This window comes from Wenzhouxiangella sediminis, assembly GCF_003410055.1.
In the GTDB taxonomy this organism is placed as follows: domain Bacteria; phylum Pseudomonadota; class Gammaproteobacteria; order Xanthomonadales; family Wenzhouxiangellaceae; genus Wenzhouxiangella; species Wenzhouxiangella sediminis.
On sequence record NZ_QUZK01000012.1, the window covers coordinates 102,927 to 129,905 of the forward strand.

Annotated in this window: 24 protein-coding genes; 14 read left to right on the forward strand and 10 right to left on the reverse strand. The window is 65.7% G+C overall.

Annotated elements, in window-relative coordinates:
• Positions 1-22 precede the first annotated feature (22 nt).
• The 5 genes from DZC52_RS02060 to DZC52_RS02080 all read left to right on the forward strand — a co-directional run bounded on the left by DZC52_RS02060 (position 23) and on the right by DZC52_RS02080 (position 4,035).
• The gene (locus DZC52_RS02060; protein WP_116649456.1) at positions 23-1,114 is read left to right on the forward strand and encodes a c-type cytochrome; all 1,092 of its coding nucleotides are present in this window, start codon (positions 23-25) and stop codon (positions 1,112-1,114) included.
• Complete coding sequence (locus DZC52_RS02065; RefSeq protein ID WP_116649457.1) at positions 1,104-1,607, forward strand: DUF411 domain-containing protein; 504 nt, start codon at positions 1,104-1,106, stop codon at positions 1,605-1,607. The genes DZC52_RS02060 and DZC52_RS02065 overlap by 11 nt, the downstream gene beginning before the upstream one ends.
• 76 nt (positions 1,608-1,683) lie before the next feature.
• A complete protein-coding gene (locus DZC52_RS02070; RefSeq protein WP_116649458.1) occupies positions 1,684-2,628 on the forward strand; it encodes a cation diffusion facilitator family transporter in 945 nt (314 codons plus the stop codon).
• A complete protein-coding gene (locus DZC52_RS02075) occupies positions 2,625-3,560 on the forward strand; it encodes a DMT family transporter (RefSeq protein ID WP_116649459.1) in 936 nt (311 codons plus the stop codon). Before DZC52_RS02070 ends, DZC52_RS02075 begins: the two co-directional genes overlap by 4 nt.
• A gap of 58 nt (positions 3,561-3,618) precedes the next feature.
• The gene (locus DZC52_RS02080; protein ID WP_116649460.1) at positions 3,619-4,035 is read left to right on the forward strand and encodes a hypothetical protein; all 417 of its coding nucleotides are present in this window, start codon (positions 3,619-3,621) and stop codon (positions 4,033-4,035) included.
• An 87-nt stretch (positions 4,036-4,122) separates the two neighbouring features.
• Here DZC52_RS02080 and DZC52_RS02085 read toward each other — a convergent pair whose 3' ends face one another.
• On the reverse strand, positions 4,123-4,515 hold the full coding sequence (locus DZC52_RS02085; protein WP_116649461.1) for a DUF302 domain-containing protein: 393 nt from the start codon (positions 4,513-4,515) through the stop codon (positions 4,123-4,125).
• Between the two features lie 62 nt (positions 4,516-4,577).
• Here DZC52_RS02085 and DZC52_RS02090 point away from each other — a divergent pair, with 62 nt between their 5' ends.
• The 4 genes from DZC52_RS02090 (at position 4,578) to DZC52_RS02105 (ending at position 10,329) form a co-directional block, all read left to right on the forward strand.
• Positions 4,578-6,038, forward strand: coding sequence for a phospholipase D-like domain-containing protein (locus tag DZC52_RS02090; protein WP_116649462.1), 1,461 nt, complete (start codon positions 4,578-4,580; stop codon positions 6,036-6,038).
• Between the two features lie 11 nt (positions 6,039-6,049).
• Positions 6,050-6,709 carry a lysoplasmalogenase gene (locus tag DZC52_RS02095; protein WP_116649463.1) on the forward strand — a complete coding sequence of 220 codons (660 nt, stop codon included), beginning with the start codon at positions 6,050-6,052 and terminating at the stop codon, positions 6,707-6,709.
• Positions 6,706-8,175, forward strand: a complete 1,470-nt coding sequence (locus tag DZC52_RS02100) for a DASS family sodium-coupled anion symporter (RefSeq protein WP_116649464.1) — start codon at positions 6,706-6,708, stop codon at positions 8,173-8,175. The genes DZC52_RS02095 and DZC52_RS02100 overlap by 4 nt, the downstream gene beginning before the upstream one ends.
• 96 nt (positions 8,176-8,271) lie before the next feature.
• Positions 8,272-10,329 (forward strand): M13 family metallopeptidase, encoded by a 2,058-nt coding sequence (locus tag DZC52_RS02105; RefSeq protein WP_116649465.1) that lies wholly within the window; start codon positions 8,272-8,274, stop codon positions 10,327-10,329.
• Between the two features lie 107 nt (positions 10,330-10,436).
• Here DZC52_RS02105 and DZC52_RS02110 read toward each other — a convergent pair whose 3' ends face one another.
• The 4 genes from DZC52_RS02110 to DZC52_RS02125 all read right to left on the reverse strand — a co-directional run bounded on the left by DZC52_RS02110 (position 10,437) and on the right by DZC52_RS02125 (position 15,740).
• Positions 10,437-11,858 carry a pyridoxal phosphate-dependent decarboxylase family protein gene (locus DZC52_RS02110; protein ID WP_116649466.1) on the reverse strand — a complete coding sequence of 474 codons (1,422 nt, stop codon included), beginning with the start codon at positions 11,856-11,858 and terminating at the stop codon, positions 10,437-10,439.
• Positions 11,859-11,892: 34 nt separating this feature from the next.
• Positions 11,893-13,584, reverse strand: coding sequence for an NAD-binding protein (locus DZC52_RS02115; protein WP_116649467.1), 1,692 nt, complete (start codon positions 13,582-13,584; stop codon positions 11,893-11,895).
• A gap of 15 nt (positions 13,585-13,599) precedes the next feature.
• Entirely contained in the window at positions 13,600-13,983 is a 384-nt protein-coding gene (locus tag DZC52_RS02120; RefSeq protein WP_116649468.1) for a DUF6394 family protein, read from the reverse strand.
• A gap of 77 nt (positions 13,984-14,060) precedes the next feature.
• Positions 14,061-15,740: an ABC1 kinase family protein gene (locus DZC52_RS02125; RefSeq protein ID WP_116649469.1), complete on the reverse strand. Its 1,680-nt coding sequence runs from the start codon at positions 15,738-15,740 to the stop codon at positions 14,061-14,063.
• 128 nt (positions 15,741-15,868) lie between these two features.
• Between DZC52_RS02125 and DZC52_RS02130 the strand changes: the two genes are divergently transcribed.
• The gene (locus DZC52_RS02130; protein ID WP_116649470.1) at positions 15,869-16,501 is read left to right on the forward strand and encodes a transglycosylase SLT domain-containing protein; all 633 of its coding nucleotides are present in this window, start codon (positions 15,869-15,871) and stop codon (positions 16,499-16,501) included.
• Here the strand turns inward: DZC52_RS02130 and DZC52_RS02135 are convergent.
• Positions 16,432-16,923 (reverse strand): hypothetical protein, encoded by a 492-nt coding sequence (locus DZC52_RS02135; protein ID WP_181918728.1) that lies wholly within the window; start codon positions 16,921-16,923, stop codon positions 16,432-16,434. The genes DZC52_RS02130 and DZC52_RS02135 overlap by 70 nt on opposite strands.
• 96 nt (positions 16,924-17,019) lie before the next feature.
• Between DZC52_RS02135 and DZC52_RS02140 the strand changes: the two genes are divergently transcribed.
• The 3 genes from DZC52_RS02140 (at position 17,020) to DZC52_RS02150 (ending at position 19,897) form a co-directional block, all read left to right on the forward strand.
• Positions 17,020-18,108, forward strand: coding sequence for a PQQ-dependent sugar dehydrogenase (locus DZC52_RS02140; RefSeq protein WP_116649471.1), 1,089 nt, complete (start codon positions 17,020-17,022; stop codon positions 18,106-18,108).
• A gap of 113 nt (positions 18,109-18,221) precedes the next feature.
• A complete protein-coding gene (locus DZC52_RS02145; protein ID WP_181918729.1) occupies positions 18,222-19,532 on the forward strand; it encodes a ferredoxin reductase family protein in 1,311 nt (436 codons plus the stop codon).
• A complete protein-coding gene (locus tag DZC52_RS02150; protein WP_116649473.1) occupies positions 19,529-19,897 on the forward strand; it encodes a cytochrome b5 domain-containing protein in 369 nt (122 codons plus the stop codon). The genes DZC52_RS02145 and DZC52_RS02150 overlap by 4 nt, the downstream gene beginning before the upstream one ends.
• Before the next feature lies 1 nt (position 19,898).
• Here the strand turns inward: DZC52_RS02150 and DZC52_RS02155 are convergent, their stop codons facing one another.
• From DZC52_RS02155 to DZC52_RS02165, 3 genes are all read right to left on the reverse strand, one after another.
• On the reverse strand, positions 19,899-22,112 hold the full coding sequence (locus tag DZC52_RS02155) for an MtrB/PioB family decaheme-associated outer membrane protein (RefSeq protein ID WP_116649474.1): 2,214 nt from the start codon (positions 22,110-22,112) through the stop codon (positions 19,899-19,901).
• Positions 22,113-22,121: 9 nt separating this feature from the next.
• On the reverse strand, positions 22,122-23,093 hold the full coding sequence (locus DZC52_RS02160; RefSeq protein WP_116649475.1) for a DmsE family decaheme c-type cytochrome: 972 nt from the start codon (positions 23,091-23,093) through the stop codon (positions 22,122-22,124).
• Positions 23,094-23,196: 103 nt separating this feature from the next.
• The gene (locus DZC52_RS02165; protein WP_116649476.1) at positions 23,197-24,447 is read right to left on the reverse strand and encodes an arginine deiminase; all 1,251 of its coding nucleotides are present in this window, start codon (positions 24,445-24,447) and stop codon (positions 23,197-23,199) included.
• 168 nt (positions 24,448-24,615) lie between these two features.
• Between DZC52_RS02165 and DZC52_RS02170 the strand changes: the two genes are divergently transcribed.
• A complete protein-coding gene (locus tag DZC52_RS02170) occupies positions 24,616-25,779 on the forward strand; it encodes an AI-2E family transporter (protein ID WP_116649477.1) in 1,164 nt (387 codons plus the stop codon).
• A 108-nt stretch (positions 25,780-25,887) separates the two neighbouring features.
• Here DZC52_RS02170 and DZC52_RS02175 read toward each other — a convergent pair whose 3' ends face one another.
• Positions 25,888-26,979, reverse strand: coding sequence for a DUF4397 domain-containing protein (locus DZC52_RS02175; protein WP_116649478.1), 1,092 nt, complete (start codon positions 26,977-26,979; stop codon positions 25,888-25,890).

Consider the following 26,979-nt stretch of genomic DNA (forward strand, 5'->3'; position numbering starts at 1 on the left):
AGGATTCAAAGGAGTCCCAATCGTGAAAACCACTGTAATCGTCATCAAAACGCTCCTCGCCACCACCGTCCTTCTCGTGCTGGCGATATTCGCTTTCGCGTGGAGCGGCCTGTATCCCGTCTCCGCCGGTTCAGGGCACACCGCCCCCGTGGCCTGGTTGCTCGAGACCGTGCGCGAACGCTCCGTCTCGGTGCGGGCCGCCGACCTGGTCGTGCCGGACGATCTCGACTCGCAGCAACGGATCGCCGCAGGCGCCGGTCACTACAAGAGCATGTGCGCGGGCTGCCACGGCCAACCGGGGCAGGACCCGGCCGATGCCTGGGATCCTCAACCCCCGGCGCTCTATCGCTATCGCGTCGATGCCGCCGAGGCGTTCTGGACCGTCAAGCACGGCCTGAAGATGACCGCGATGCCCAGCCATCTCGACCACAGCGACGAAGAGAACTGGGACACGGTCGCATTCGTTCGTGCCCTGCCGGACATGGACGCCGCCGAATATGAAGCTCTGACCGCCGATGCCACGCACGACCACGGCAACGGTGGCGGGCACGATCACGGCGCCGATTCCTCGGATCATCACGACGATGAATCCGGGCAGGACGGGCACCACGACCAAGGGGGCATGGGCGAGTCGTCGGAAGACACCGAATCGGCTGGGCACGATCACGAGCATGCGATGGCGGCATCCACACCCGTAGCGACGGTGGACGGCTTCCGCCATGCACTGGCCGAAGGTCGAGGAGAGGATGCCCTCGCCTATCTGCACCCCGGAGCAACGATTGTCGAGGGCGGTCACGTCCAGACCGTGGAGGAATACCGCGGCGGACACCTCGGCAGCGACATGGAATTCCTGCGCTCGATCGACGTGAAACAACTGTCCCGGTCTGTCAATTCTGGCGGCGGACAAGCCACGGTCGAGACCCGATCTCGTTTCACCGGCGAAATCGGCGGCGAGACACTCGATCTCGAGAGCACCGAATTCGCCACCCTGGTCGAAACGGGCGACGGCTGGCGCATCAGCCAGGTTGCCTGGAGCGCCCGGCCTTACGGCGAGGATCAGAAGGACGAATCGAATCACGAACACGCCCCTGGAGAAGAAGACCATGACCATTAAACACGCCTTGTCCACCGGACTACTGCTCACGGCGGCCGCCCTGACTGCCGCCTGCCAGGCCCAGTCGACCGATGAATCCGCCCCGGCGGGGGCCGAGACTTCTCGGCCCGAGATGACCGTCTACCATGACCCCAACTGCGGCTGCTGCGGCAAGTGGGTCGATCATATGCGGGCCAACGGCTTCGATGTCGAAACCATCGCGACCCGGGACATGAACAGCATCAAGCTCGATCTCGGCGTGCCGCGCAATCTCCCCTCCTGCCACACCGCCGTGGTCGGTGACTACGTGATAGAAGGGCACGTCCCCGCAGAAGACGTCAAGCGACTCCTCTCCGACAAACCCGACGCGGCCGGACTGAGCGTCCCCGGCATGCCGCTCGGCTCGCCCGGGATGGAGATGGGCGAGCGCCGCATGGCCTACGACGTAATCCAGTTCGGCGAGGACGGTGACACGACGGTCTTCAATCACTACGAAGCGATCGACGGGCAATAAACGGTTAGGCGCCGACTTATCAGGGGTTCCGGCCCCGAGGTCGGGTCGCCCGTCACCACCAAGGAGGCGCACGAACATGCCCGAACACAGTGCACACGGACATGCCGGCCACATGCCCTCGAGCGGTCGGGGCATGGTCATCTCCGCCTGGCTGACCGGCGTCTACTTCGTCATCGAAATGGGCATCGGGCTCTGGACGGGCTCGATCGCCGTCATTTCCGACGCCTTCCACACGTTCTCCGCCGTCGGCGGCGTACTGGTCGCCATCGTGGCCGCCCGGCTGGCCCGGCGGCCCGCCGACGAGGATCGCAGCTTCGGCTGGTACCGCGCCGAAGTCATCGGTGCGCTGGTCAACGGCGGATTCCTCCTGGCCATGGCCGTGTTCGTGATCGCAATGGCCGGCATGCGACTGAGCGATCCGATCGACCTGCCGCCGGCGCCCATGCTGTGGGCCGCGGCCGGCGGACTGGTCACGGAGCTCATTTCCCTGGGCCTGATCTGGAAGCAGAGCCGCAGCGACCTGAACGTCAAGGGCGCGCTATGGCACATCATCCAGACCTTCGTCGGCAGCCTGCTGATCATCGTAACGGCGCTCGTCATCCACTTCACGGGTTTCCTGATGATCGACCCGCTGCTGGGCATGGCCTTCGGATTCGTCCTGCTGTGGGCCAGCTGGGGCATTCTCCGTGACGCCATGCATCTGCTGATGGAGGGCACCCCGCCTGACGTGGACCTGGTCGAGATCGTCACAAGGCTGGAGGACCTGGATGGCGTCGGCAATGCGCACCACGTCCATGCCTGGGCGCTGACCAGCGGTCGGTACGTCTTCTCGGCCCATCTGCGGGCTGCGGACGACGCAGACGCACAGGCCATCCTGAAAACCGCCTACCGACTGCTCAGGGACGAATACGGCTTCTTCTTCGCGACCCTGCAGGTCGAACAGACCTGCCTGGACGAAAGTGGCGCGGAAGCGATCGACCTCACGCGCGAGGCCAACGCACCGCATCCGCACGAGCCGTGAAGACCTTTCTTCTGCTCGCGCTGATCACCGTCTCCGAGGCGACGATCGGGGTATTCGTCAAGCTGACCGACGGCCACATCCCGATCCACACACTGACCTTCTACGCCATGAGCTTCGCCGCCCTGTTCCTGTTCGCGGCGCGCTGGGCCGTCACTGGACAGGCACCCCGATTCCCGGTAGGCAACCTGAAGGACACGATCGTCATCGGCATTCTGGTTGCCGCGCAGGGCGGCTTCTTCAACTACGCCATGTCGCTCGTCCCGATCGCCAACGCGGTCATTTTCTGGAGCGTTGCGCCCTTCTTCGTGTTCTTGTTCTCCTGGTTTTTTCTGGGTGAGAAAGCGCGGCCAGCCTACGTCGCCATCTTCGGCCTGGCCCTGATCGGCATCGTTCTCGCCAACCCGCTCGGAGAAGGCCGTCAGCTGGGAAACCTCGTGGCCCTGGCCACCGGCGCCATCTATGCGGCGATGGTTACCTACATGCGCTACGAAGGCCTGACCGAAACCGGCAATGATATCGCCTGGTCGCTGTTGACCGCCGCCCTGGCGCTTTCACCCTCGCTTGTACTGTTCGGCACCGGCTCGCCGTTTGAATGGCTCGCCTACTCCCGACTCGGCGGGCTAGAAGTGCCGGTGTTCGTCTGGGCGCTGGGACTCGGGGTCATTTCGACGGGTTTTGCCTATTTCGGTATCTCGATCGTGCTTCGATCGATTACCGCGAATATCTATTCGCTGGTCGACATCATCGTCTCACCGGTCGTCGCCGCAACGCTCGGCTGGCTCGTGTTTGCCGAAATGCCCGGGCAGCGGATGATCGCAGGCGGGGCGCTCCTGCTGGGGGCCGGATTCTGGCTGACCCGGGAAATGAGCCGGGGCAAGGAACACGAGCCGGTCCATGCCTGTCACATTAGTAAGCGCGCAAGTAATTGCTGAACCCAATGGCTCGGTACCGGCCACGCTGATCACCAAAGGAACGACAAGGAGTCAGACCATGAACAAGCGCACACCGATTCTTTTGGCGCTCACCCTCCTCGCCACGACGCCGGCCTTCACCGGAGACGAACACCGGGGCGAGCAGAAAATGGGCGGCCACGGCATGCAGTCAGACAGCGGCATGATGGATCACGACGCCATGCAATCGCGCATGCAGACCATGCGCGAAACCATGCGACAGATCCAGAACACCGACGACCAGGCCGAACGTCGCCGACTGATGCGCCAGCACATGCAGCAGATGCACGATGCCATGGGCGAAATGAGCCGCATGGGCGGCATGAACGGCGGAATGATGAACATGAACGCTGATCAGTGCCGGCAGATGATGCAGAACCACGCCGACATGATGCAGGCCATGATGGAGCAAATGGGCGCCCACATGCGTGCCAGCGGCCGCCACGGACGAAACTGAATCGCGTTGCCCAGCTGGGCCGGTCTCGGGGGGATTCGAGATACGCCTCGTCCCGGATCGTTCGATCCGGGATGAGGGGTTCTCGGATCAGATGGCGTCGAATACCCTCGCCAGGCGGTCGCGCACTTCCGCGGCTACGTCGTGAACGGCGGCGTTGTCGACAAGCTCCAGTACGGCCTGAGGGTCCATGAATTCCACATGGACCCGCTCATCGTCGCCTTCGCGCACGACCACGTTGCACGGCAGCAGGACGCCGATCTGCGGTTCCGCCGTCAGCGCCCGGTGCGCCAGTTCGGGGTTGCAGGCGCCCAGGATCCGGTAGGGGCGCGTGTCGGTGTCCAGCTTCTTCTTCAGGGTCGCCTGGACATCGATTTCGGTCAGCACGCCGAAGCCCTGCTCGGCCAGCGCTTCGGTCACGGCTTCGACCGCCTGCTCGAAGCTCGACGCTACGGTCTTTCCGAAACTGAATTCATTGCTCATCGCGATTCTCCTCGCTTGGTGTCCGGCGTATCGTAACAACCGCATCCGGCATAATAGGCCGCATGCCCGAAATCCTGAAAACGAGCAAACGCTCGACCACCTGGCTCCTGCGCGGCGGCGTGGTGCTGGCGGCCGTCTATCTTGCCACCTTCATCTGGCACCAGGTCAAGCCGCTGCCGGACGGACTGGACTTCGCCGGCCCGTGGCGCCCGGCGAACACGGTGCGCTTCCACGCCGACTCGACCTGGCTGGATTCCGGCGGCGAGCAACACACCGAGCAGGCGATCTTCGAAGCCGCCTTCGCGATGCTCGAACGCGCCGAGCGGCTGGCGGTCAGTGACTTCTTCCTGGTCAACCGCTTCGCCGGGCAGGCCGGCGACGGCTACCGGCCGCTGTCGGGGCAGCTGGTCGAAGCCCTGAGCAACGAAAGCCGATCGCACCCGGCCCTGACCGCGACCCTGATCACCGACCCCTTCAACGACCTCTACGACGGCGTGGAGCAGCCTCTGTTCGAAGCGCTCGAGCAGGCCGGAGTCGAGGTTGTCGAAACCGACCTTACCCGACTGCGCGACCCCAACCCGCTCTGGTCGGCGGCATGGCGAATCTGCTGCCAGTGGTTCGGCAACGGACACGAAGGCGGCTGGCTGCCCAATCCGGTGGGCGACGGGTCGGTGACGCTCCGGACCTACCTCGCGATGCTCAACTTCAAGGCCAATCATCGCAAGACGCTGTTCGTGTACGGCGATCAAGGCCCGGAGGCCCTGGTCACTTCAGCCAATCCCCACGACGCCAGCAGCCGGCATGACAACGTCGCTTTCTCCTTCGATGGCCCCGCGGCGGTCGACCTTCTCGAAACCGAGAGCAGCGTGGTGGCATTCTCGACGGGACATCGTCCCGATTGGACCCGAAACTTGGCCGGCCCGCTCGGCGTCGTCGCTGCCGAGGTCCGGATTCTCACCGAAGCGGCCATTCGCGACGCCGCCCTGGAAATGATCGGCGAGGCCGACGAAGGCGATTCGCTCGACCTGCTGATGTTCTATCTCTCGCATCGCGACATCGTCGAGGCCCTGGTCGCTGCCGAGCAACGCGGCGCAACGGTCCGCGTGCTGCTCGATCCCAACGAGGACGCCTTCGGTCGCAAGAAGAACGGGGTGCCCAACCGCCAGGTCGCCTGGGAGCTGCACGAGGCCGGCCTGCCGGTGCGCTGGTGCAATACGCGCGGCGAGCAGTGCCACGGCAAGATGCTGGTACTGCGACCGAGCCAAGGCGAGCACCAGGTGCTGGCCGGTTCGGCCAATTTCACGCGCCGCAACCTGGACAACTACAACCTGGAGACGAATGTCCAGATCCGGGCTGCCGCGAACAGCGCCATGATGCAAACGGTGGCGGGCTTCTTCGAGGAGCGTTGGTCCAACACCCCCGATCGCATCCACAGCCTGCCCTACGAGCGCTACGCCGATCATTCCCGCCTTCGCTACTGGCAGTACCGGCTGATGGAAGCCACCGGTCTTTCGACATTCTGAGGAAGAAAGCAATGAACGACGCGCCGAACCGCATCACCCTGGCCAGAGCCGCCTTCATCATCATCGGCGCCGCCTACTGGATCACGCTGTGGCTGCCGCCGCTGCCCGGCAGCTGGATCCTCAAGTTCACGCCGATGCTGATCGCCGCCGCAGCGCTGGCCGGCACCTTGCGGCCGGCCGCTGCCTGGCCGATGGCGATCGGCTTCGTGGCCGCGGCCGGCGGCGACCTGTTCCTGGCGCTGGACCGGCACGGCTATTTCACCTTCGGCCTCGGCTGCTTCCTCATCACCCAGCTGGCCTACTCCCTGGCCTTCTACCGTCATCGCCAGGCGTTCGCCGCGCGCTGGGCCTGGTGGCTGCCGGTGATCGTCTTCGGTGTGGCCGTGCTCGCCTGGATGTGGCCGGGACTGGGCGCCGACCGCGTTCCGGTCACCGTTTACGTCGCGGCACTGGTGAGTATGGCCATCACGGCGTCGACCGTGGAGACGAGACCCGCACGCTTGTTCGCGGGCGCTGCCCTGTTCGTCGTCTCCGACGCGCTCATCGGCGTTACGCGCTTCGTGGCGGACTTCGAGCACTCGGTACCGACCATCATCGCCATATACATGCTGGCCCAGTACCTGATCTTCACCGGCAGCCTGCGGGCCTTGCCGCAAAAAAGCCGGACATGACCCGCGCCGGCGAGCACGGCAGCGCCCTGCGGCCACGCATCGGCCTGATCGCCGGGCCGCTGGCTTTCCTCGTCATGCTGCTCCTGCCGGCGCCGGAAAGCATGCCCGAGCAGGCCTGGCGCGTGTCCGCCGTTGCCACCCTGATGGTCGTGTGGTGGATCTGCGAAGCCCTGCCCATCGCCGCCACCGCCCTGCTGCCCATCGTGCTGTTCCCGCTGCTCGGCGTGACCGACATCGCCGGAGCGACCACGCCCTTTGCCAATCCGCTGATCTACCTGTTCCTGGGCGGCTTCATCATCGCGCTCGGCATGGAGCGTTCCGGCCTGCACCGGCGCATCGCGCTGTTCATCATCCGGCGGGTGGGCACGCATCCGCGGGCGCTCGTCGCCGGTTTCATGCTGGCCGCCGCTTTCCTGAGCATGTGGGTTTCCAATACCGCCACCGCAATGATGATGCTGCCCATCGCGCTTTCGGTGATCCGCCTGGTCGAAGGCGACGACGCCTCTACCGCCGGCGGGGACTTCGCGCTGATCCTGCTGCTGGCGCTCGCCTACGCCTGCAACATCGGGGGGCTGGGCACGCTGATCGGAACGCCGCCCAACGCCCTGCTCGCCGCCTATCTGCTGGAAAACCACGAGCTGTCCATCGGTTTCGCCCAGTGGCTGCTGGTCGGCCTGCCGCTGGTCGTCCTCGCCCTGCCCCTGGTCTACCTGGTTCTCACGCGCGTCGTGTTCCACGTGTCGGGCAATGAACTGCCGGGCGGACGGGAGATGCTCCATGAAGCGCTGGCCCATTCCGGGCCCATGACCCGGGCCGAGAAGCAGGTCGCCGCCGTGTTCGTCCTCACCGCCGCGCTCTGGGTCACCCGGCCGTTGATCGAGCCCTGGCTGCCGGGGCTTTCGGACACCGGCATCGCGATCTTCGGCGCCCTGCTCCTGTTCGTCGTGCCGCTGGACTGGCGGGGCTGGCGATTCGTGCTGACCTGGCGCGACACGGCGCGGCTTCCCTGGGAGGTCCTGATCCTTTTCGGCGGCGGGCTCAGCCTGGCGGCCGGCATCGCCGACTCGGGCCTGGCCGGCTGGATCGGCTCGGCCTTCCAGCAGCTCGAGGCGCTGCCCGTCCTCGTTCTGATCCTGATGGCCGTCGCCGCCGTGATCTTCCTGACCGAAGTCACCAGCAACACAGCGACGGCGGCGGCCTTCCTGCCCATTCTCGGCTCCGTCGCGGTGGGGATGGGGCTCGACCCGGTGGTGCTGGCCGCGCCAGCGGCCGTCGCCGCAAGCTGCGCCTTCATGCTGCCGGTGGCCACGCCACCCAACGCCATCGTCTACGGCAGCTCGCGCGTCTCGATCCCGCAGATGGCGCGCGCGGGCCTGGCCGTGAACATCCTGATGATCATCGTGGTTACGGGCTTGATGTACTTTCTACTCGGCTGGGTCTTCGGCGCCGACATGGCACCGGGTTGAACCCCCGGGCAGGCTCGTTGTCCTTACCTGTTTGAGTTGCCGCCGGTCGCGGCGGCGCCCTTTCACACGCCAAGACAAAGTAATCGGGGAATCTGCATGAAGAGATTGCATCAATGCCTGACCGCCGCCGCCCTGCTGGGCCTGCTCGGCGCGCAGACCCACGCCGACGATCACGCCGGCGCCTCGCCGGAGGCCAAGCTGGGCGAATGGGGTATCGCCACATCGAACATCAGCGAGACGGTGCAGCCGGGCGACGACTTCTTCACCTGGGTGAATGCCGGTTGGCTGGAATCGACCGAGATTCCGCCGGGCTTCTCGCGCTGGGGGGCGTTCAACGAGCTGCGCATCCTGTCGGAAGAGCGCGTCGACGACATCATCAGCGACCTGGGCGACAACGACCCGCAGCCGGGCAGCCCCTCGCAGCAGGTCGGCGACCTCTACGCCAGCTACATGAACACCGATCGCATCGAGGAGAAAGGCCTGGATCCGGTTCGCGAAACCCTTGATGAACTGCTCGCCATCGATTCGCACGAAGCCGCCGCCCGCTGGATGGGCCGGCAAGGCACGGGCTCGATCGTGGCGGCGTTCGTGACGCTCGACCAGGGCAACCCCGAGCGTTACCTCACCTACCTCTACCAGAGCGGCCTGGGCCTGCCCGACCGCGACTACTACACGCGTGAGGACGAACCCTTCCCGGGGCACCGCCAGGCCTATCGCGACTACATCGCCGCCACTTTCGAGCGCGCCGGCGTCGACAACGCCAGCGATCGAGCCGACGCAGTGCTCGCGCTGGAGATGAAACTGGCTGAAAACCACTGGACCCGGGTCGAAGCCCGTGACCGCCAGGCCAACTACAACCTGATGACCCCGGCCGAGCTGGCCGAGAACGCCTCCGGCTTCCCCTGGCAGGCTTTCCTCGCCGAACGCGGGCTCGAGGGCATCGAGGAAATGGTGGTCGCGACCAATACCGCCATTTATGCCAACAGCGAGCTGTTCGCAGCAACGCCTGCCAGGGATTGGGCTTCCTGGCATGCCTTCCACTGGATCAACAACCATGCCCCGCTTCTGTCGGGTGAGTACGCCGACGCCCACTTCGCGCTGTTCGACAAGCGTCTCAACGGCGTCGAGGAACAGCGCGAGCGGGCCAAGCGCGGCATCAACTTCGTCAGTTCCCGCCTCGGCGAGCTGGTCGGGCGCGTCTACGTGGAGCGTCATTTCCCGGCCGACTACCGCGAACAGATGATGGAGCTTGTCGAATACCTGCGCCGGGCCTTCGCCGAGCGCCTCGACACCCTGGCCTGGATGGACGAAGAGACGCGCGCCGAAGCCCACCGCAAGCTCGAGGCCTTCCTGCCCAAGATCGGCTACCCGGAAAAGTGGCGCGACTACTCGGATGTAGCGATCGCCGCCGACAACCTGGTCGGCAACAGCCGCCGGATCAGCGAGTGGGCCTGGAACGACCAGCTGGCCAAGCTCGACGAGCCGGTCCGCTCCTGGGAATGGGGCATGACGCCGCAGACGGTCAACGCCTACTACCACCCGACGCGCAACGAGATCGTCTTTCCGGCCGCCATCCTGCAGCCGCCCTTCTTCGATCCCAACGCCGACCCGGCGGTCAACTTCGGCGCCATCGGTGGCGTGATCGGCCATGAAATGGGCCACGGTTTCGACGACCAGGGTTCGCGCTCCGACGCCGACGGCGTGCTGCGCAACTGGTGGACGGACGCCTCGCGCGAGCAGTTCGAACAGCGCACAGGCAAACTGGTCGAACAGTACAACGGGTTCGAGCCCATCGAGGGCATGAACATCAACGGCGAGCTGACCCTGGGCGAGAACATCGGCGACCTTGGCGGGCTGTCGATCGCCCATCACGCCTACGAGATGTATCTCGAAGATCACTCCGGAGGCGAGGCGCCCGTGCTCGACGGTTACACCGGCGATCAGCGCTTCTTCATGGCCTGGGCCCAGGTCTGGCGCAACCTCTGGGCCAGCGAGGAGTCGCTGCGCAACCGCCTGATCAACGACTCGCACAGCCCGGCCGAGTACCGCGTCAACGGCATCGTGCGCAACCTCGACGCCTGGTACGAGGCCTTCGACGTCGGCTCGGACGCCGAACTCTACCTGGCGCCCGAAGACCGCGTCAGCATCTGGTAATCAAAACCTTGTAACCACGGAAGGCACGGAAGAAAAAGCAGTATTCTCGCTTCACTTTCCGTGTATGGCCGTGCCTTCCGTGGTTCCGGGGTTTGTTTCGCAGCGCCTCAAGCAGCTGCGAGGTCCCGGGCAGTCTCCTCGATCAGGGCCCAGGCCGCTTCCACGTGCCCGCGCTCCACCCGGGTCTGGCCCGGGACCAGGCGCAGCGCATAGCGTCCGGCCAGGCGCGTGTGGGTGATATACAGCCTGCCATCGTCCTGGATTTGGGATAGTAGCTTCCGGTTGGCCCGCTCGATGGCTGCTTCATCCTTCGTGTTCGCGGGCAACCAGCGAAAACACACGCAGTTCAGCGGCGCCGGTGCGAGGCGCTCGAAAGACGGATGGTTGTCGATGGTGTCGACCAGCCACTGGCCGTACTCGATATGCCGCCGGATCATGGCCTGGAGGCCGCTGCGGCCGAAGCTGCGCATCACGAACCACAGCTTCAGCGCGCGGAAGCGTCGACCCAGCTGGATGCCCCAGTCGCGGTAGTTGCGCACCTGTGTATCGACTCGGGTCCTGAGGTACTCGGGCTGGATGTCGAAGGTTCGCACCAGCGACTCGGCGTCGCGCACGTAGTAGGCCGTGCAGTCGAAATTGGTCGCCATCCACTTGTGCGGATTGACGACGAAGGAATCGACGGACTCGCCCGAGCCGAGCATCCAGCGGAACTCCGGCAACAACAGCGCCGTGCCGGCATACGCCGCGTCGACGTGCAGCCAGACGTCCTGTTCTCGGCAGATCTCGCCGATGGCGTCTATCGGGTCGATCGCGGTGGAACTGGTCGTGCCGAGCGCGGCGATCACGCACAGCGGCGTGACGCCTTCGGCGCGGTCGGCCTCGATGCATTCCGCAAGCGCCCGGGGCCGCATCGCGAAGTCGTCGTCGACCGGTATCTTGCGAAGCGCGCTCGACCCGAAGCCGGCGATACGAACGTCCTTTTCGATCGATGAATGCGCCTCGGTCGAACAGTAGATCGCAAAGCGCCGACCTTCGAAGCCCTGCTCGTTGATCTTGAAGCCGGTCGCCCGCTCCCGGGCGCTCAACAGCGCACAAAGCGTGGCGGTCGACGCGGTGTCCTGGATCACGCCCTCGAAGTCGTCCGGCAGGCCCAGCCAGTCGCGCAGCCAGCTCACCACGCGGCCTTCCAGTTCGGCCGCCGCCGGCGAGGTCTCCCAGCTCATGCACTGGGCGCCGAGCGTGGCCGTGAGCATCTCGGCCAATACCGACGGGTAGGAACTGTTTGCCGGAAAATAGGCCATGAACATCGGGTGTTGCCAGTGCGTCATGCCCGGCAGGATGATCTCGCGGAAATCGGCGAAGACGTCGTTCATGTCCTCGCCCGACTCCGGGCCGGCCTCCGGCAACATCTCGGCAATACTGCCCGGTTCGACTCGCGACTTGACCGGCCGCTCTTCGAGTGTTGCCAGGTAATCCGCCATCCAGTCGACCAGTTCATGGGCTTGGCGGCGAAACTCGTCGTTGTCCATTGTTCCTGCTGCAGCTTGGTGGGATCTTACCCGGCTAATGCGCCACCGCCCGACGCCACCACGGACGTCGCGCCAGGCGCGGCTGGCCGGTACGCAGGTAGTGTACGACGTCCGGGTCCACGGCCACGGCCCAGATCAACTCCGCCGAGTGCGGCGTGCCGCAGAACAGGATGCGGTCGCCCATCGCGAGCGGCTCGTCGTCGTCCGGCAGGAGCATCACCCGGTCGTCCCGGATGATCATCAGGACCAGCGCGTCCATCTTCTCGCTTCGGTTGCGGGGGTCGAGCGTGAGCATGCCTGCAGTGAATGTGCGACCCGCTTCGATGGCTTCGGCCAGCGGGGGCGTTCGCTTCTCGCTGACGCGACTGGACCAGAATTGCACGCGCTCGTCGCCGATGCGTTCGCGAAGTCGCTTCAGGCAGTCCCTGTTCCAGTCCTCGTCGTTCTCGAGCATCTTGTCGACGAAGGCCGGCACCATGGTCGCCTCGAGCACGGGACGGACGGCGGAAGCCACGATGCCGCTGACCGAACAGGTCAGATGCGTACCGGCCTCTTCGAACAGCTGGCGATTGTGCAGGTGGTTTTCGCGCGCGATCACCAGCAGGTCGGGGTTGATCATCAGCGCCGTCATGATGGTCGAGAGGTTCTCCGCGTCGCTGGCATGGGCAACGACAAGCCCGGTCACCTCGGCCACCCCCGCGCGCTCGAGGGCGTGCCCCTCCGAGCTGGGCCCGAATACGCTGCCCGTCGGCCAGTCCCCATCCTCGCCTTCCTCGGCAATGATGCGCGTCGATACGCCCTGGCTTTGCAGACTCTCGGCCAGCGAACGGCCGAAGTCGTCCTGGCCGCAAATCAGCCAGGTACCGTCCAGACTGGTTTCCGGGTCCCATTTCTGCCTTGCACCGGCCTCGGAAAGGCGCTCGTAGAGCCGGTAGGCCTGCGGGCGCGTGATGGCCAGGGCGACGCGCCGCGAAAACTCCTCGGCCGGCCGGATGACGAAGCCGGTTTCGAACGAAGCCATGTTGCTGGCCGTGGCGCTCGAATCCGCGCGCGCGGCGACCATCACCTTCTGGTTGAGCAGGCGGCCCGCCAGCGCAATTTTCAAGTTGGTCTCGTCGCTGTCGGTCAACGCCAACAAGCCTGCGCACCAGCGATTCTGGAGACCGGCCTTGAGCAGGTTGTCCGGCACCGAGGCGTCCAGCCTAAAGCCCGGCACCAGAACGTGATAGTCACGCAGTTGAAGCTCGCGAATTGCGTACTCGGAACGGTCGACGACAACCACCCGCCTGCCACTTTGCACGAGATTGTCGACGAGCATCCCACCGGCACCGCCGTATCCGCAGATCAGGTAGAAGGGTGAGCGAATCGCGGCAATGGTGCGCTGCAGCCGGCGGCGTCCCAGCGCTTCGTGAAAGGCCTCGTCACGAACCAGGCCGACCAGGCTGCCGATCGCGAACAACCAGGCGAAGACCGTCAAGTAGATGCACACCATCGTCCACAGTCGCTGCGCCTCGCTGAACCTGGCGGGAATCTCCCCGAACCCGATCGTGCTGCCGGTGTAGCTCACGACATAGAAGGCATCCAGGAAATTCATGGTCCAGCGCTGGCCGTTTTCGTCGTAGCCGGGCACCAGGGTGTAACCGACCGTGGCCACGGCATACGCGCCGATCAGCACGATCAGCGGAAAGCGCATGCGCTGGAAAAGAAGTGAAAGCGGCGTGTTCATGGCCGGCGCTTCGACTCAACGCCGAAAGCGACTCGTCTCGATCAGCACCACGACCATGGAGACGACGTTCGCCAGCAGCGCGCCACCTGACAGCGAAACTACCGAGGCCATGACCGCAGGCGTGAGACCCGCTTCGGTGACGTGCACGGCCACGCCCCAGACCACGGCGGCAGCCAACAGCTGGAGGTCGGCGACCAGGCTGGAGGCCAGCAGCACCGCGCCGATGTGGGTCCGCTCGCCCAGCTTCATCACGGTCGCGATCAGGCTCACCACGATAGCCGCGAACAACTCGTAGGCATTGTGATGATCCGGGTTGTCGATCTCGCCGATGAAGAACCCGAAGTTGAGCGTCAATGCCAGAAGAATGAAAAACGCGAAAACGATCTTCTCGGGATTCATGACAGGTCCCCTCGCCGGCGGCAGTAACAAGCTGCACGTTAGCCGACCCGCCGGAGGCCGTCAATTCCGCGAATTCGCTAGTCCTTTCCGCTGCGCCAGATCGACACCAGCAACCACACGCCGCCGATTGCCGCGCCGACGAAGCCGAGAAAGCCGAACAGCGGCAGGCCGAACGCCTGCTTGTCCCCCTGTACGTTCATGACGATGGCCGAGCCGATGATCAGCGCGGCCGTGACGATGCCCAGAGTGAGCCGGCTGGCGGCCTGATCGAGCTGGTTGCTGACCTCCTTGAGCGCGCGGATGTCGACGTGTACCTCGATCCGGCCCTTGCTGGCGTTGCGCAGCAAGCGGCTCAGATCGGCCGGCAGGTCGCCGAGCAGACGCAGGGTCTGCGCCACGCTCTTGCGCATTCGCCGCGCCAGGTTGATCGGCGCGTAGTGACGGCGCAACACTTCCTCGATGATCGGCGCCGCTTCCCCGGCCATGTCGAAATTCGGGTCCAGGCGCCGCCCCATTCCCTCGAGCGTGATGAAGGCCTTGAGCATCAACACCAGGTCAGCCGGCAGCACCAGCTGATGCTGGCGCAGCACGGCGGTAATGTCGCCAATCATGCTGGACAGGTCGAGCTGCTGAAGCGGCACGCCGTGGTAGTGGTCGATGAACTCGTCGACGTCTTCACGCAGCTTCTCCTCGTCGACCTTGTCGTCTTCGCTCCACTCGATCAGAATATTCGCGGCGCTCTCGGCATCGCGCGAGACCAGGCCGTGCAGCAACTCCGCCACCTCATGCCGCCTCTGCTCGGACAGCCGCCCCACCATGCCGAAGTCGAGCAGGCCGATGCGATTGCCGGGCAGGTAGAGGATATTCCCGGGATGCGGGTCGGCATGGAAGAACCCTTCCTCCAGGATCATCAGCAGGATCGCGCGCGTGCCCCGCAGCGCGATCTCGTGTCGATCGAGCCCGGCGGCATCGACCGATTCCAGGTCGCGTCCCGGGATGCCGTCCAGGCAAGCCTGTACATTGAGACGTTCGCAGCTCCACTCCCAGAAGATATCGGGAATCACGATGCCCGAATCGGGCTCAAGGGAGTCGGCGATGCGCTCGGCATTCCGGCACTCGGCCATGAAATCCAGCTCGAGCCTCAGGGAGCGGGCGAAGTGCCGCACGAGCATCCGGGGACGGTAGTGGCGGAGCTCGCTCGCCTCGGACTCGAGGATCTCAGCGAGGCGCCGAAGCAGCCGCAGGTCGGCCTCGATGACGGACTTGATGCCCGGCCGGCGCACCTTCAGCGCCACGGCCGTGCCGTCCTCCAGCCAGGCGCGGTGCACCTGCGCCAGGGAGGCGGCCGCCAGCGGTTCGCGCTCGACCCGTTCGAACATCTCTTCGGGTGGCGCCCCCAGATCCTCGGTCAACTGGGCCTCGATCTCTTCCCAATCGACTGCGGGCGCATGGTCCTGGAGCTTGCCGAACTCCGCCAGCCATTCCGGGCCGAACAAGTCGACACGGGTGGCCAGCACCTGGCCGAGCTTGACAAAGGTCGGGCCCAGTTCCTCGAGTACCCGGCGGACGCGTTCCGGGGGCCTCAGCCTGGCCAGCTCCTCGCCCTCCTTCCAATGCAACACCTTGCCGGCCCGCTGCAATGCACCGGCCATGCCGATGCGCTGAACGACGTCGCCGAAGCCGTATCGGATGAGGACCGAGGCGATGTCCTGCATTCGACCGATATCGCGTGCTGCGCTGAGTGCCTGCCAGAGCATTCCGTCCACCCGTTCAAAATTAGCGACTAGAGTAGCTTATCGAGCAAGTGCTCGCCGTCGTCCGCCGGGCCAAAGGGCGCCTGCCCGCTCGCGAAACGAACACGCTCGACCGGGGTAGAATCCGGTTCATGCGATCGACAAGCCGAATCCTCGTGACCTTGGCCCTGGCGTGCCTGCTCTTCGGATGCGCATCGACGCCGCCGAAACGCCAGGACAACCTGTGCGAGATATTCGAACAGGAACCGGGCTGGTACGACCACGCCTACACCAGCGAGAGGCGCTGGGGTATTCCGATCTCCGTCCAGATGGCCATCGTCCAGCGCGAGTCGTCCTTCCGGGCCCGAGTTCGGCCCGAACGCACGAAACTGCTCGGGTTCATCCCCTGGCGGCGCCCGTCTTCCGCCCACGGATACGCCCAGGCGCAGGATCCGGCCTGGCAGGAATACCTCGAGATGACGGGCCGTTCGGGCTGGCTCACCAGCCGCGCCGACATGGCCGACGCGCTGGATTTCATCGGCTGGTACAACTACACCAGCCATCGGCGTCTCGGCATTGCCCGCAACGACGCCTACGAGCTCTACCTGGCCTATCACGAGGGCCGCACCGGCTATGAGCGGGGGAGTTGGCGCGGCAAGCCAAAAGTACGGCAGACCGCACGCCAGGTGGCCGAAAGAGCCGACCGCTACGCCCGTCAGCTGCCCGCCTGCGAAGAGGAGTTTCGCTGCGCGGCCTGGTGGAAGGTCTGGCCCTTCTGCCGCTGAAGCAGGACCACGTAGAGCCAGCCGCCGAATGCACCCGGCAGGCTCATCATCATCAGCCCGCCCCAGGTTCTCGCTGCGGCTACCACGGTCACGGGCAGCATCGCGTCCATCACGAGCAAGGCCACCAGCGGCGCGAAAAAACCGGCAAGCACGTGCAGCGAAACCGACCATATCGGCCAGCGACGCGCCAGCCCGCTCGCGACCAGCAGGGCCACCAGCAGTCCGGCGGCGACGATGACGCCCCACAGCGGCGCGAAGCCGAGCAGGTCCTGCCCGGTCGTCACCAGCCGCTCCGCCACGCTCACATCGACGCCGAGGCCCGTTATCCGGGCGAGGTTGATCTGGGTCTGGATCACGCTGCCGATCGAGGCGGTGACGAACACCGCCGTCACCCAGGCCAGGAACCATCTCAATACCTTCATGCGAGGTACTCCGCGCTGCGTCGAGCGAACAGATTACCAGCCCCGAAGCCCGAGTCTGCTATCTTCGAAGTCACTGCCTGGTTGATGGAGCCCCCAATGGCCCGGATTGCCGTGCTGTTCAGCCTGATCCTGATGTGCTGCACCCTTCGCGCGCAGCCCCTGGCTGTCGAAACCCACGTCGACGGACTCGAGCATCCCTGGTCGATGGTCTTCCTGCCCGACGGCCGGGCACTGGTGACGGAGCGACCCGGCCGGTTGCGGGTGATCGCTGCCAACGGGCGGCTCGTCGAGGCGCCCGTGGCCGGCACGCCGGAAGTCTACGCCGACAGCCAGGGCGGTCTCATGGGCCTGGCCCTGCATCCCGATTACGCCGAAAACGGCTGGATCTACATGACGCTGGCGCACGGCACCGCCCAAGCCAATGCCACGCGCGTGGTGCGTGGACGCCTGGAGGAAGGCGCCTGGACCGCCAACGAGGTCCTGTTCACGGCGCAGCCCTTCAAGGACACGCCCGTACACTACGGCGGCCGGATGGCCTTTCTCCCCGACGGCACGCTTCTGGTCAGCGTTGGTGACGGCTTCGACTACCGCGAACACGCCCAGCGCCTCGACAGTCACCTGGGCAAGATCATCCGCATCCACGACGACGGCAGCGTGCCTGCCGACAATCCATTCCGCAGTCGCGAAGACGCGCTCCCGGAGATCTTCTCCCTGGGTCATCGCAATCCTCAGGGTCTCGTGGTCGAACCCGGCACCGGCCACATCTGGTCGCACGAACACGGCCCGCGCGGTGGCGACGAGCTCAATCTGATCCGGGCCGGAAACAACTACGGCTGGCCGGTCGTCACGCAGGGCGTGGACTACTCCGGCGCACGGGTCACGCCATACACCACCCGTCCCGGCATGATCGATCCCGTGCACGGCTGGACGCCTTCGATCGCACCCGCCGGAATGGGCCAATACCACGGCTCGCTGTTTTCCGAGTGGCAGGGCGACCTGCTCGTCGCCAGCCTGGTCGAGAAGACCGTACGGCGCGTGGCGATAGAAAACGGCGAGGTTGTCGGCGACGCGCCGCTGGGCCTGGAGCTGGAACATCGGCTGCGCGACGTGCGGGTGGGTCCGGACGGCGCCCTGTACGTGCTCACCGACGAGAAATCAGGTCAGATCATCCGCATAAGCTATTGATGCTTGTTGATCCGTAGCGAGCTGGTCACGCACCTGCCGGGGCGCCCTTGATCCCATCCCGGCGATGAGAGTCTGGTAAATTGATGCTGTTTCGTCATCGGGAGGGAGCGAGCATGTCGGCAAGAACCGCCCATCGCCTGGTCTGGCTTGCCGCCTTGCTGCCTTCGGTGATTTTCCTGGCGCACCTGGACGCAAGTGCGATCGCTTCGACGAGCGCTGTACTGAATTCGACTGGCCGCCTCACGGGCGTGGCCGGCCTGTCGATGCTGCTGATGGCCGCGATCCTCAGCGCCCGCGTCCCGGGCTTCGACCGCCCCTTCGGCGGACTGACGCGGCTGTGGCGAACCCACCACCTGCTCGGCGCATGGTCCCTCATCCTGCTGCTCCTGCACCCTGTCCTCCTGGCGTTCTCGGCGGCCGGCGCCAGCATCGATTCGGCCGCCGCCACCCTGCTCCCGCCGCTCTCGGACCTGGCCAGCTGGAGCGGCTGGGCAGCGCTGGTGCTGATGATGATCTTCCTGGCGCCGAGCTTCTCGTTCTTCGGCCGCCCCCGCTACGAGCGCTGGAAGAAGATCCACCGGCTGGCCGGTCCGGCCGTCGCGCTGGCGCTGGTTCACGATTTCTGGCTGTCCCGGGGGCTGCCGACCTGGCTCGACATCGCCCTGTGGTCAGCGCTGGCTCTACTCGCCGTGGGCGCGGTCGGCTGGCGCTTTGTTTTCTCCCGTCGAATCGGCCGCCTGGCTTACACGGTCAGCGAGGTCACCGCCGTCGCCAACAACGTAGTCGAACTGAGCCTGGAACCTCACGGCCGCAAACTTCGGCACGAGGCGGGCAATTTCATCTATCTCACCCTCGAAGACGCTTCACTGGCAGCGGGACGAGGCGAGGAACACCCCTATACCCTGTCCTCCTCGCCAGACGAAAGGCAGCTTCGCGTGGCGATCAAGTCGCTGGGTGATGCCAGCCGCGCCACGCAGACGATCCGACCGGGAACGACCGCGCGCGTCGAAGGTCCTTACGGACGGTTCTTCGTCACGCCCGATCGTGTTCCGGAACCCGAGCTATGGGTGGCCGGCGGTATCGGCGTGACGCCCTTCCTGGCGAGAATGCGGCATCTGCAGCGTCGGGGTGAGACCGCCGACGTGTGCATGATCTTCTGCGTCCAGGACCCCGCCCGCGAGATCTTCGCGACCGAACTGCAAAACCTGGCCGACCAGCTGGAAGGGTTCCGGCTCAATATCCACTACTTCTATCGCGAGGGACCGCTGTCGGGCAGCTACCTGGACGAGGCCTGTCCCGACATCAGCCGGCGAAGCGTCTACATCTGCGGACCCGAGCCGCTCAACGCTCTCGTCCAGCAGCATGCCGCAGCCGCCGGCATTGCGGCATCGAGGATCCACACAGAGGAGTTCGAACTGCTATGAAACAGGCCGTCTACACCATCTTCGTCGCATTCTGGGCTTGCGTCCTGACCGTCGTCGCACTCGACGCCCTGACGCCAGCCGCCGAAGCCGGCGATGGCCAGGAAACGAAGTCCACGTTCACCCTGGCCGAAGTCGCCGAACACGACCGGCTCGAGGACTGCTGGATGGCCATCGAGGGTCATGTCTACGACTTCACCGCCTACATCGATCAGCACCCTACCCCGCCGGAAGTCCTGGAGCCCTGGTGCGGCACCGAGGCGACCGAGGGAATGCGCACGAAGGGGTACGGACGCGACCATTCCGAGCGTGCCTGGCAGATGGCAGAGCAGTATCGCGTCGGATCGCTGGCCGAAAACGGCAACTGAATCAGAAGCGGTAACCCAGGGTCGCCAGGACGGCGGTCACCGAGTAGTCCGGGGCCGCCCGTCCCAGCAGGAGCAGGTTGGCCACGCTGTCGATGGCCACGTCCTCGAAGGCGTAGTCGCGCGAACGGAAACGCTCGTGCTCGACTCGCAATTGCACGCGCCAGCCCGACGGCGCCGAGTAGCTGGCCCACGCGGCCCAGCTTCGCCGGCGGCTGAGCGTCTCCGGCAGGGGCTCGACGTTCAGTCCCTCGGCCGCCCGGACGTCGATATCGCCGCGGGCGCTGACGTACACGAAGTCCGCTCCGAGATCCACACCACCGTTTAGGCCCAACGAGGCCATCAGGCGCCGCGCGAAATCCGCATCCCGCCAGGCCAGCGACACGCTCGCCGTCTCGACCCGGTCGTCGTGGCTGGCCCACCAATTCCTCGCGGGATCGAAAGCCAGTTGCGGCGCAAAGCCCGGCCAGTCGCGACCCGACTGGTCGGCCCGGTATCGGTCGCTGGCATAGAGGCCGCTGACCGTCACCGCCCGAGAGAGCTGCCAACCGAAATCGGCCGATACCGTGCGCACTTCGGATCGTTCGAGCCCGAACCGCTCGTCGTCGTAGTCGTCGCGATGGTAGCGACCGCCCAGGCCAAGATTCAGCCGCGCGGTCGGCTGCGCATCCAGTCGCAGTCCGATGCCCGTCCGGTCGCGATCGGCGACGTTGTACTTGCGCAGCTCGGGGTGATTCTCGAAATCCTCCGGCTCGACCGTGCCCGGCAGGCGTCCGGCGCGAAACGGTGCCCGACCGACGTACTCGTCGAATCGGCGAGTCGATCGCTCGGCGTCCAGGCGCAGACGCATCTTCGAGCCGACACGACCACGCCAGCCGATCTCACCGCCCCACTCGTCCAGTTGCGCCACTTCCGCGAAATCGTCCCGATCCTCCCGCTCGAAGGCGACACCGCCCACCAACCGCTGGTAACCGTCCAGGCGCCAGCGGCCGTCGATTTCCAGCTTCTGGCGGCGCAGGCTGTACGGCAGGTTGATCCGGGTGTCCTCGACCGCGCGCTGGCCCTGGGAATCGGCGCTGACGATCCGCCAGGGTAGCGAGGGCGTACGGTTGTCGCGATCGTCGTAGCGGTAGGCGACGACCAGGTTGAGTCGGTCGCTCGCTTGCGTCACGAGGCGCAGGTTGGCCACGGTCGTACGCATTTCCGCGTCGAGCCGGGTCACGGGAAGCGGCTCGTCGACCTGCAGCTGCTCGTTGGCCGTGTAGGGAAGCAACAGGTCGTCCTGCCGCATCAGACCATAGGCCAGGTCCGCGCCCAGTCGAGTTCGGTCGCCCAGCGTCCAGGTCCCGAATGCCCGAAGCTGGTGGGCGCTGTTGTCCGGGTAGTCGGCGATGCGCCCGACGCCCTCCGGATAGCCCGCCGCAGGCGGCCACTGCGGATGCCGGGCGAAGGCGTTATCGAACTCGATCGACCGACGGTCGTTGCGGTAGAACGATCCCGACCAGGCCACGCCGTACTGGTGACCGGCCGGGTCGGCATAGGTCAGCCGGCTCTCGAGGCGCCGGGTGCTGTCGTCGACCACGGCGGGAAGGAGCATGCCCCGCGGGTTGCCGCCGGTATAGCCGAAAATGGCGCCGATCAGGCGATTGCCGTCGCGTCGCTCTTCGCTCGCCTCGACCTCCACGCGCCAGCGATCGCGGAAACGCTGCCAATAGCCCAGATCGAGCCGCTTTCGCCGCGACCGGATTTCGACCGGGTGCAATTCCGCATCACTCGCGGCCAGCCCGGCCGTGGTTTCCAGGCCCTGCCAGTTGCCCGGCAATGACAGGCGCCCACCCGGACCGGCCATGAAAGGCGTGGCGCCACCCGACAGGCTCCAGCCGGGCATCTCCCGCCAACTCAACGACAAGGCCTGCCGGCCGGAACGCTCGGCGAGGAAGTCCAGCCGGCGCGACGGCAGGCCGAGACGCGATCCCTCAAGACGCAGGTACCAGTCGTCCGAGCCCTGCCGGGGGCGTTCCAGGCGAATGTCCACCAGCGGCGACATGCCGGCCTCGTCCAGGCCGGAGAAACGCCCGAAGCGCTCGGCGTCCTCGTCGAGCCAGGCCAGGCCCAGGTCGATGCTTCCGAACAACTGCATCCCGGCGGCCCGGCTGGGCGCTGTCATTGCCACCAGGGCCGTGGCGATGACGAAGACTGCGGCGAGCGGGGTCCTCATGGCCGCCTCCTATCGCGTGAAGCCCGGCGAGGACGGATGGTTGGAGCCGTGGACCGCCGTATGGCAGTTCATGCAGCTCTGTCCGAGCAGGTTCGGGTCAGCGCCCAGCGGCGGCAGACCGGTGCCGCTGCGAACCGTGCTCGGATGATACTGGGCCAGATGGCACTGCTGGCAAAGCTGGGGCGGTCTCTGGCGCAGCAAGGCGTCGTGGATGGCGCCGTGCGGCAGGTGGCAGGTGCTGCAGTCTTCGCGCACGGGTGCATGCTCCCAGAGGAACGGCCCCCGCAACTGTGCGTGGCACTCGTAACAGGTTTCGTTGAGCGTCATCCGATTGAGCTCGGCGACGGTCGCGCTGCCGTGCGCATCGTGACAGTCGCTGCAGGAAAGCAGGCCGGCATCCGACGCGAATCCGCCGGAGGCCACTGGGTGTCGACTCGGCCGCATGAACTCCGCGCGTTCGCGCTGGTGGCACTCGAAGCAGACGCCCGCCTGCCGCGCGGGATCGAGCGCCGGATCACCGGCCGCATCGTGCGCGTTGTGGCAGTCCGTGCAGGCCAGTTCCTCGAACTCGTGCACGCTGCCCTGCCAATGGGGCGCCACTTGTCCGGCGTGACAGGTCGAGCAGGTCGCATTGATTCCGGCGCTCGGATCATCGGGGCCGAAGGAATGATCCGGCGGCGGTCGCGTGCCGTCCTCGGCCAGGCCCAGGTGCTCCCGGCTGGAGCCGTGACAGGCCGTACAACCCTGCCCGCTTTCGCCGAACAGGACGGCGTGGCTCGAGTGAACGATGCCCGCGGCAGGCAGAGGGGCATTTTCGCCGTGGCACATCAAGCAAGCGCGCGAGGGATCGGCTTGCGGCGATGGCGGGGAATCGGGTTGCTCTGCAGCGGCCCACAGGACCAGTCCGGTCCAGGTCAACAACGCACCCAGCCCCGCCGCCAGGACCTGACGCCTTCCTTTCCTGCACACTGCCTTCGTCATCCTGCCCTCCCGATGGCTTCCCTCGGCTCCCCGGCCGCCCCTGCAGTCTCAGATTGGCATGGCGGAGATCACGGCACGTTGACCGGGATCAAGCGCCGGGCACTCAGGACGAGAGTGGATCCCTTGCCACCGGCATGGTCATGCAACGGCAGCCGCCGCCGCCGCGCGACAGTTCCGCGCCGCCGATGGTCACGACCACGCGCTCGTCGCGCCCGATCGTTCGACCTGCATCGATCAGTTCCGGGGCGTCGACCACGCTGAAGCCGGCCTTGTCCAGCGCCTCGACCGTATAGCGGTTGTGCCGGTAGCCCAGGATCTGGCCCGGGCCGAAAGCGAAGAAGTTCGCGCCGCTGGCCCACTGCTCGCGCTCCTGGTGGAATTCCTGCTCGCCGCCGCAATTGATGGGGGCAAGATCGATACCAAGCGAAGACAGCGCGGACAGCACGTCGCGATGCTCGGTGATCTTCGCGTCCGGCCCGCCGTTGAAGGCGCAATGGAAGGCGCGCGAGCGATTGGGGCCGGTGATCAGCGGCGGGAAGACCACACACTTGTCGTGGTCGACCATGGTAAAGATCATGTCGAGGTGAATCGTCGCACGCGTCTTGGGAATCTCGACGACGATGAAATTGCTGATCGGCCCCTGCGCGGCGATGGAGCGCATCAACTGATCGATGCCGGCAACCGACGTGCGCTCGCTGTAACCGATGACCGCCAGGTCCTCGCGAATCACCAGCAGGTCACCCCCTTCGATGGTCACCTCCGAGTTGCGGTTGTCGGTGCCGTCGAAGTAGAAACCGGAGGAGTGGATATCCGGGTGGTACCGGAATACCGCCTTGAGCAGCAGGGCTTCGGCCATGCGCGCCCGGTAGGCCATCGATCCGATGATGATGCGGTCGTTGACGCACATCGTCGCGTCGCGGGTGAAGAAGGTATTGGGCAGCGGCGGAATGGCGTAGCGCGAGGGACTCAGGTACTTCTCGAGGCTGATCGCCTTCTTGGGCGTCCCCTCGACGACCTGGCGCGCCAGGTCCTCGGCCGGCAGGGCGAGCAGTTCGTCGCGCACCTCCGGCGAGTCGAACAGGTCGCACAGGGCCTGCACGAGCGCCTCGCAGACCCGTCCGTCCTCCAGCACCTCCACCAGCAGGTCGTGCAGCTCGATGGTGCGGCAGACTTTTTCGAGCACGCCCTTGAGCTGGCGGTGCTCGCCGGTGGCCAGCTCCAGGTTCAGGATGTCGTCGTAGAGCACTTCGGCCGCCGTTTGCGGCGTCATGTTCTCGATCTCCTGCCCCGGGGTGTGTACGACGACGGTCCGCAGCGGACCGATCTCGGAGTTGACGTTGATATCGATGGACATTGGGGAAAACAGCCTGCCTTTGCGGTGATTCGTTCGGGCTTGCGCCGGCAAGCCCGCTGACCCGCTCGATTATACCGGCGCGGCCGACCCCACTGTGACCTTCGGCAGTTGCAAGCCCCGCCCCGCCCTGCCAGTATTCGCCAATCTCGAGGACAGAGGGAACCCTCCATGAGCGAACGTGAGCACGTGCCGTTCCCGCGGCTGAGCCGCTACCAGATCGGATGGATACTGGCCAGCCTGCTGATTGCCGGCTGGTTGCTCTGGCTGCTCGGCCCCGTGCTGACGCCGTTTTTCATCAGCGTATTGATCGCCTACATCGTCAACCCGATCGTGGGCTGGCTCGAGGATCATCGGATGCGGCGCGATCTCGCCGTGTCGCTGGTCTTCGCAGTGGCCTTCGTGCTCATCGTGATCGTGCTGCTGATCGTCATACCCGTGCTGGTGCGGGAAGTCGCGGACTTCCTGGGCCGCCTGCCCGGCTACCTGGACGCCTTACAGAAGAACGTCCTGCCGTGGATCGAGGCGCAGCTCGGAATCGAACTCAACCTGCAGTCCTTCGACGTCGAACGCGCGCGCAATCTGATCCAGGAGTATTTTTCCAACATCGCCGGGGCGGCCGGCAACGTGCTCAGCGTCATGACCCAGTCGGGCGGCCGATTCCTGGTCTGGATCAGCTCGATGATCCTGGTGCCGCTGGTCACCTTCTACCTGCTGCGCGACTGGCGCCTGCTGATGGACACGCTCCGCGACATCCTGCCGCGCAACATCGAACCCACGGCGGTCAAACTGCTGGAGGATTGCGACGAAGCCCTGGGAGGCTTTCTGCGCGGCCAGTTGATGGTCATGGTCAGCCTGGGCCTGGTGTACGCGATCGGGCTGTGGATCGTGGGCCTGAACAACGCCATCGCCATCGGGATGATCTCCGGGCTCGTCAGTTTCGTGCCCTACCTCGGCGCGATCATCGGGGTGTTGCTGGCCGGTACCACGGCCGTGATCCAGGATTTCAGCTTCTTCTTCCTGCTTTCGGTGGGCGTCGTTTTCGTCGTCGGCCAGCTGATCGAGAGCTTCGTGCTCACGCCAAAGCTGGTCGGCGACCGCATCGGCCTGCACCCGGTACTCGTCATCTTCGCGGTGATGGCCGGCGGGCAATTGTTCGGCTTCGCAGGCGTCCTGCTCGCCCTGCCCGCAGCCGCCGCCGGGACGGTGATCGTTCGCTTCGTCTACAACAACTACAAGCTCAGCGAGGTCTACCAGGCGAACCACGCCGTGGATGACGAGCGGCCGGAAGCATCCGGGAGCGAGTCGGATGACGAGGCGCCCGAGGATCGGTGAGGCGGCGACACGACCTGAAAGCCGCGCGACGAAAAAGGCCCCGACCGCGCGTGCGGACGGGGCCCGTGATCGCCCTGGGGCGTTCGATTGAACTACTGCGTCATTGAATTACTGCGCCTGATCGCTCAGGTTGCAGCCGACCGTGTCCACCAGGCGCTCGAGGGTCCAGGTGGCTTCCGCACCGCCGTCGAGCATCGCGGTGAAGACCGCCTCGGAGCACGACAGGAACTCGATGCCGAAGGTGCCGGCTTCTTCGACGTTGGCGCTGTCGTCGCCGGCCAGGGTCGCGCCGCTGGCAGTGTAGAGCGTACCCATCGCCTCGCGGCCGTCGAACCCGCCTTCACCGGAGTCGAGCGTGAACCAGGCCTGTTCTCCGGAACCGTCGGGCGCGTAGGTGTAGACCGAACCGACGAGCTGATTGCGGGCCGGAATCGGCAGCAGGGCCAGGCCTTCCTCCGCGGCATTGGCCGAAGTCCACCAGCCGTTGACGCTGTTGTCGACCGGCGTGCGGGTCTCGAGCAGGCCGACCGGCAGGGCGAGAATGCCCAGCGGCTGGTTGATACCGTCGCCGATCGCGATGACCGTCACGTCCAGCCCGGCCGGAAGATCCACGGGAAGCGGATCGATGTAGTTGACCGTGCCGTCGTTGGAAGCGACCTTCAGGTCGTAGTTGCCGGCCGGGATCGCGAAGTAGCCGCTCTCGGCGAAGTACGGCACGCCGACCAGACCGTTGACGACATCGCCGCCGGCCGTGCGGATGGACACTTCGGTCGCTTCCGAGCTAGCGGCAAACGGGGCGGCGTGGACGACGCGGATGTTCAGGTTGCCGTCGCCCGGCGCCATCGCGTCGTCGACCAGCGGCCACAACGCCAGATCCTGCGTGCTGCCGTTGCCGGTGGCAAGGACGGTGTAGTCGACGCCGTCCGTCAGGTCCACCGAGGCCTCCATCGCAGGATCTTCCGAGCCCGCGGGGAACACCGCCAGGTCGTAGCTGCCGGCCGGAAGCTCGACGTAGTCGGTGAAGTCGCCGAAACGGAAGTCCTCGAGCAGGGTATCGCCGTTCGCCGTAACCGTCACCGCCGTTCCTTCGAGGCTGTCCGCGAAGGGCGCAGCATGAACGACTCTTACGCGGGCGTCCGCGAGTACAGTAGAAGCCGCAAAGGTCGCGGCCAGTCCAACAATCATTACGAGCTTGTTCAT

Coding starts and splice junctions, on each gene's coding strand:
- DZC52_RS02065 (WP_116649457.1), top strand. CDS start 1,104: ATGACCATTAAACACGCCTTGTCCACCGGACTACTGCTCACGGCGGCC.
- DZC52_RS02070 (WP_116649458.1), top strand. CDS start 1,684: ATGCCCGAACACAGTGCACACGGACATGCCGGCCACATGCCCTCGAGC.
- DZC52_RS02080 (WP_116649460.1), top strand. CDS start 3,619: ATGAACAAGCGCACACCGATTCTTTTGGCGCTCACCCTCCTCGCCACG.
- DZC52_RS02085 (WP_116649461.1), bottom strand. CDS start 4,515: ATGAGCAATGAATTCAGTTTCGGAAAGACCGTAGCGTCGAGCTTCGAG.
- DZC52_RS02090 (WP_116649462.1), top strand. CDS start 4,578: ATGCCCGAAATCCTGAAAACGAGCAAACGCTCGACCACCTGGCTCCTG.
- DZC52_RS02095 (WP_116649463.1), top strand. CDS start 6,050: ATGAACGACGCGCCGAACCGCATCACCCTGGCCAGAGCCGCCTTCATC.
- DZC52_RS02100 (WP_116649464.1), top strand. CDS start 6,706: ATGACCCGCGCCGGCGAGCACGGCAGCGCCCTGCGGCCACGCATCGGC.
- DZC52_RS02105 (WP_116649465.1), top strand. CDS start 8,272: ATGAAGAGATTGCATCAATGCCTGACCGCCGCCGCCCTGCTGGGCCTG.
- DZC52_RS02110 (WP_116649466.1), bottom strand. CDS start 11,858: ATGGACAACGACGAGTTTCGCCGCCAAGCCCATGAACTGGTCGACTGG.
- DZC52_RS02115 (WP_116649467.1), bottom strand. CDS start 13,584: ATGAACACGCCGCTTTCACTTCTTTTCCAGCGCATGCGCTTTCCGCTG.
- DZC52_RS02120 (WP_116649468.1), bottom strand. CDS start 13,983: ATGAATCCCGAGAAGATCGTTTTCGCGTTTTTCATTCTTCTGGCATTG.
- DZC52_RS02125 (WP_116649469.1), bottom strand. CDS start 15,740: ATGCTCTGGCAGGCACTCAGCGCAGCACGCGATATCGGTCGAATGCAG.
- DZC52_RS02130 (WP_116649470.1), top strand. CDS start 15,869: ATGCGATCGACAAGCCGAATCCTCGTGACCTTGGCCCTGGCGTGCCTG.
- DZC52_RS02135 (WP_181918728.1), bottom strand. CDS start 16,923: ATGAAGGTATTGAGATGGTTCCTGGCCTGGGTGACGGCGGTGTTCGTC.
- DZC52_RS02140 (WP_116649471.1), top strand. CDS start 17,020: ATGGCCCGGATTGCCGTGCTGTTCAGCCTGATCCTGATGTGCTGCACC.
- DZC52_RS02145 (WP_181918729.1), top strand. CDS start 18,222: ATGTCGGCAAGAACCGCCCATCGCCTGGTCTGGCTTGCCGCCTTGCTG.
- DZC52_RS02150 (WP_116649473.1), top strand. CDS start 19,529: ATGAAACAGGCCGTCTACACCATCTTCGTCGCATTCTGGGCTTGCGTC.
- DZC52_RS02155 (WP_116649474.1), bottom strand. CDS start 22,112: ATGAGGACCCCGCTCGCCGCAGTCTTCGTCATCGCCACGGCCCTGGTG.
- DZC52_RS02160 (WP_116649475.1), bottom strand. CDS start 23,093: ATGACGAAGGCAGTGTGCAGGAAAGGAAGGCGTCAGGTCCTGGCGGCG.
- DZC52_RS02165 (WP_116649476.1), bottom strand. CDS start 24,447: ATGTCCATCGATATCAACGTCAACTCCGAGATCGGTCCGCTGCGGACC.
- DZC52_RS02170 (WP_116649477.1), top strand. CDS start 24,616: ATGAGCGAACGTGAGCACGTGCCGTTCCCGCGGCTGAGCCGCTACCAG.
- DZC52_RS02175 (WP_116649478.1), bottom strand. CDS start 26,979: ATGAACAAGCTCGTAATGATTGTTGGACTGGCCGCGACCTTTGCGGCT.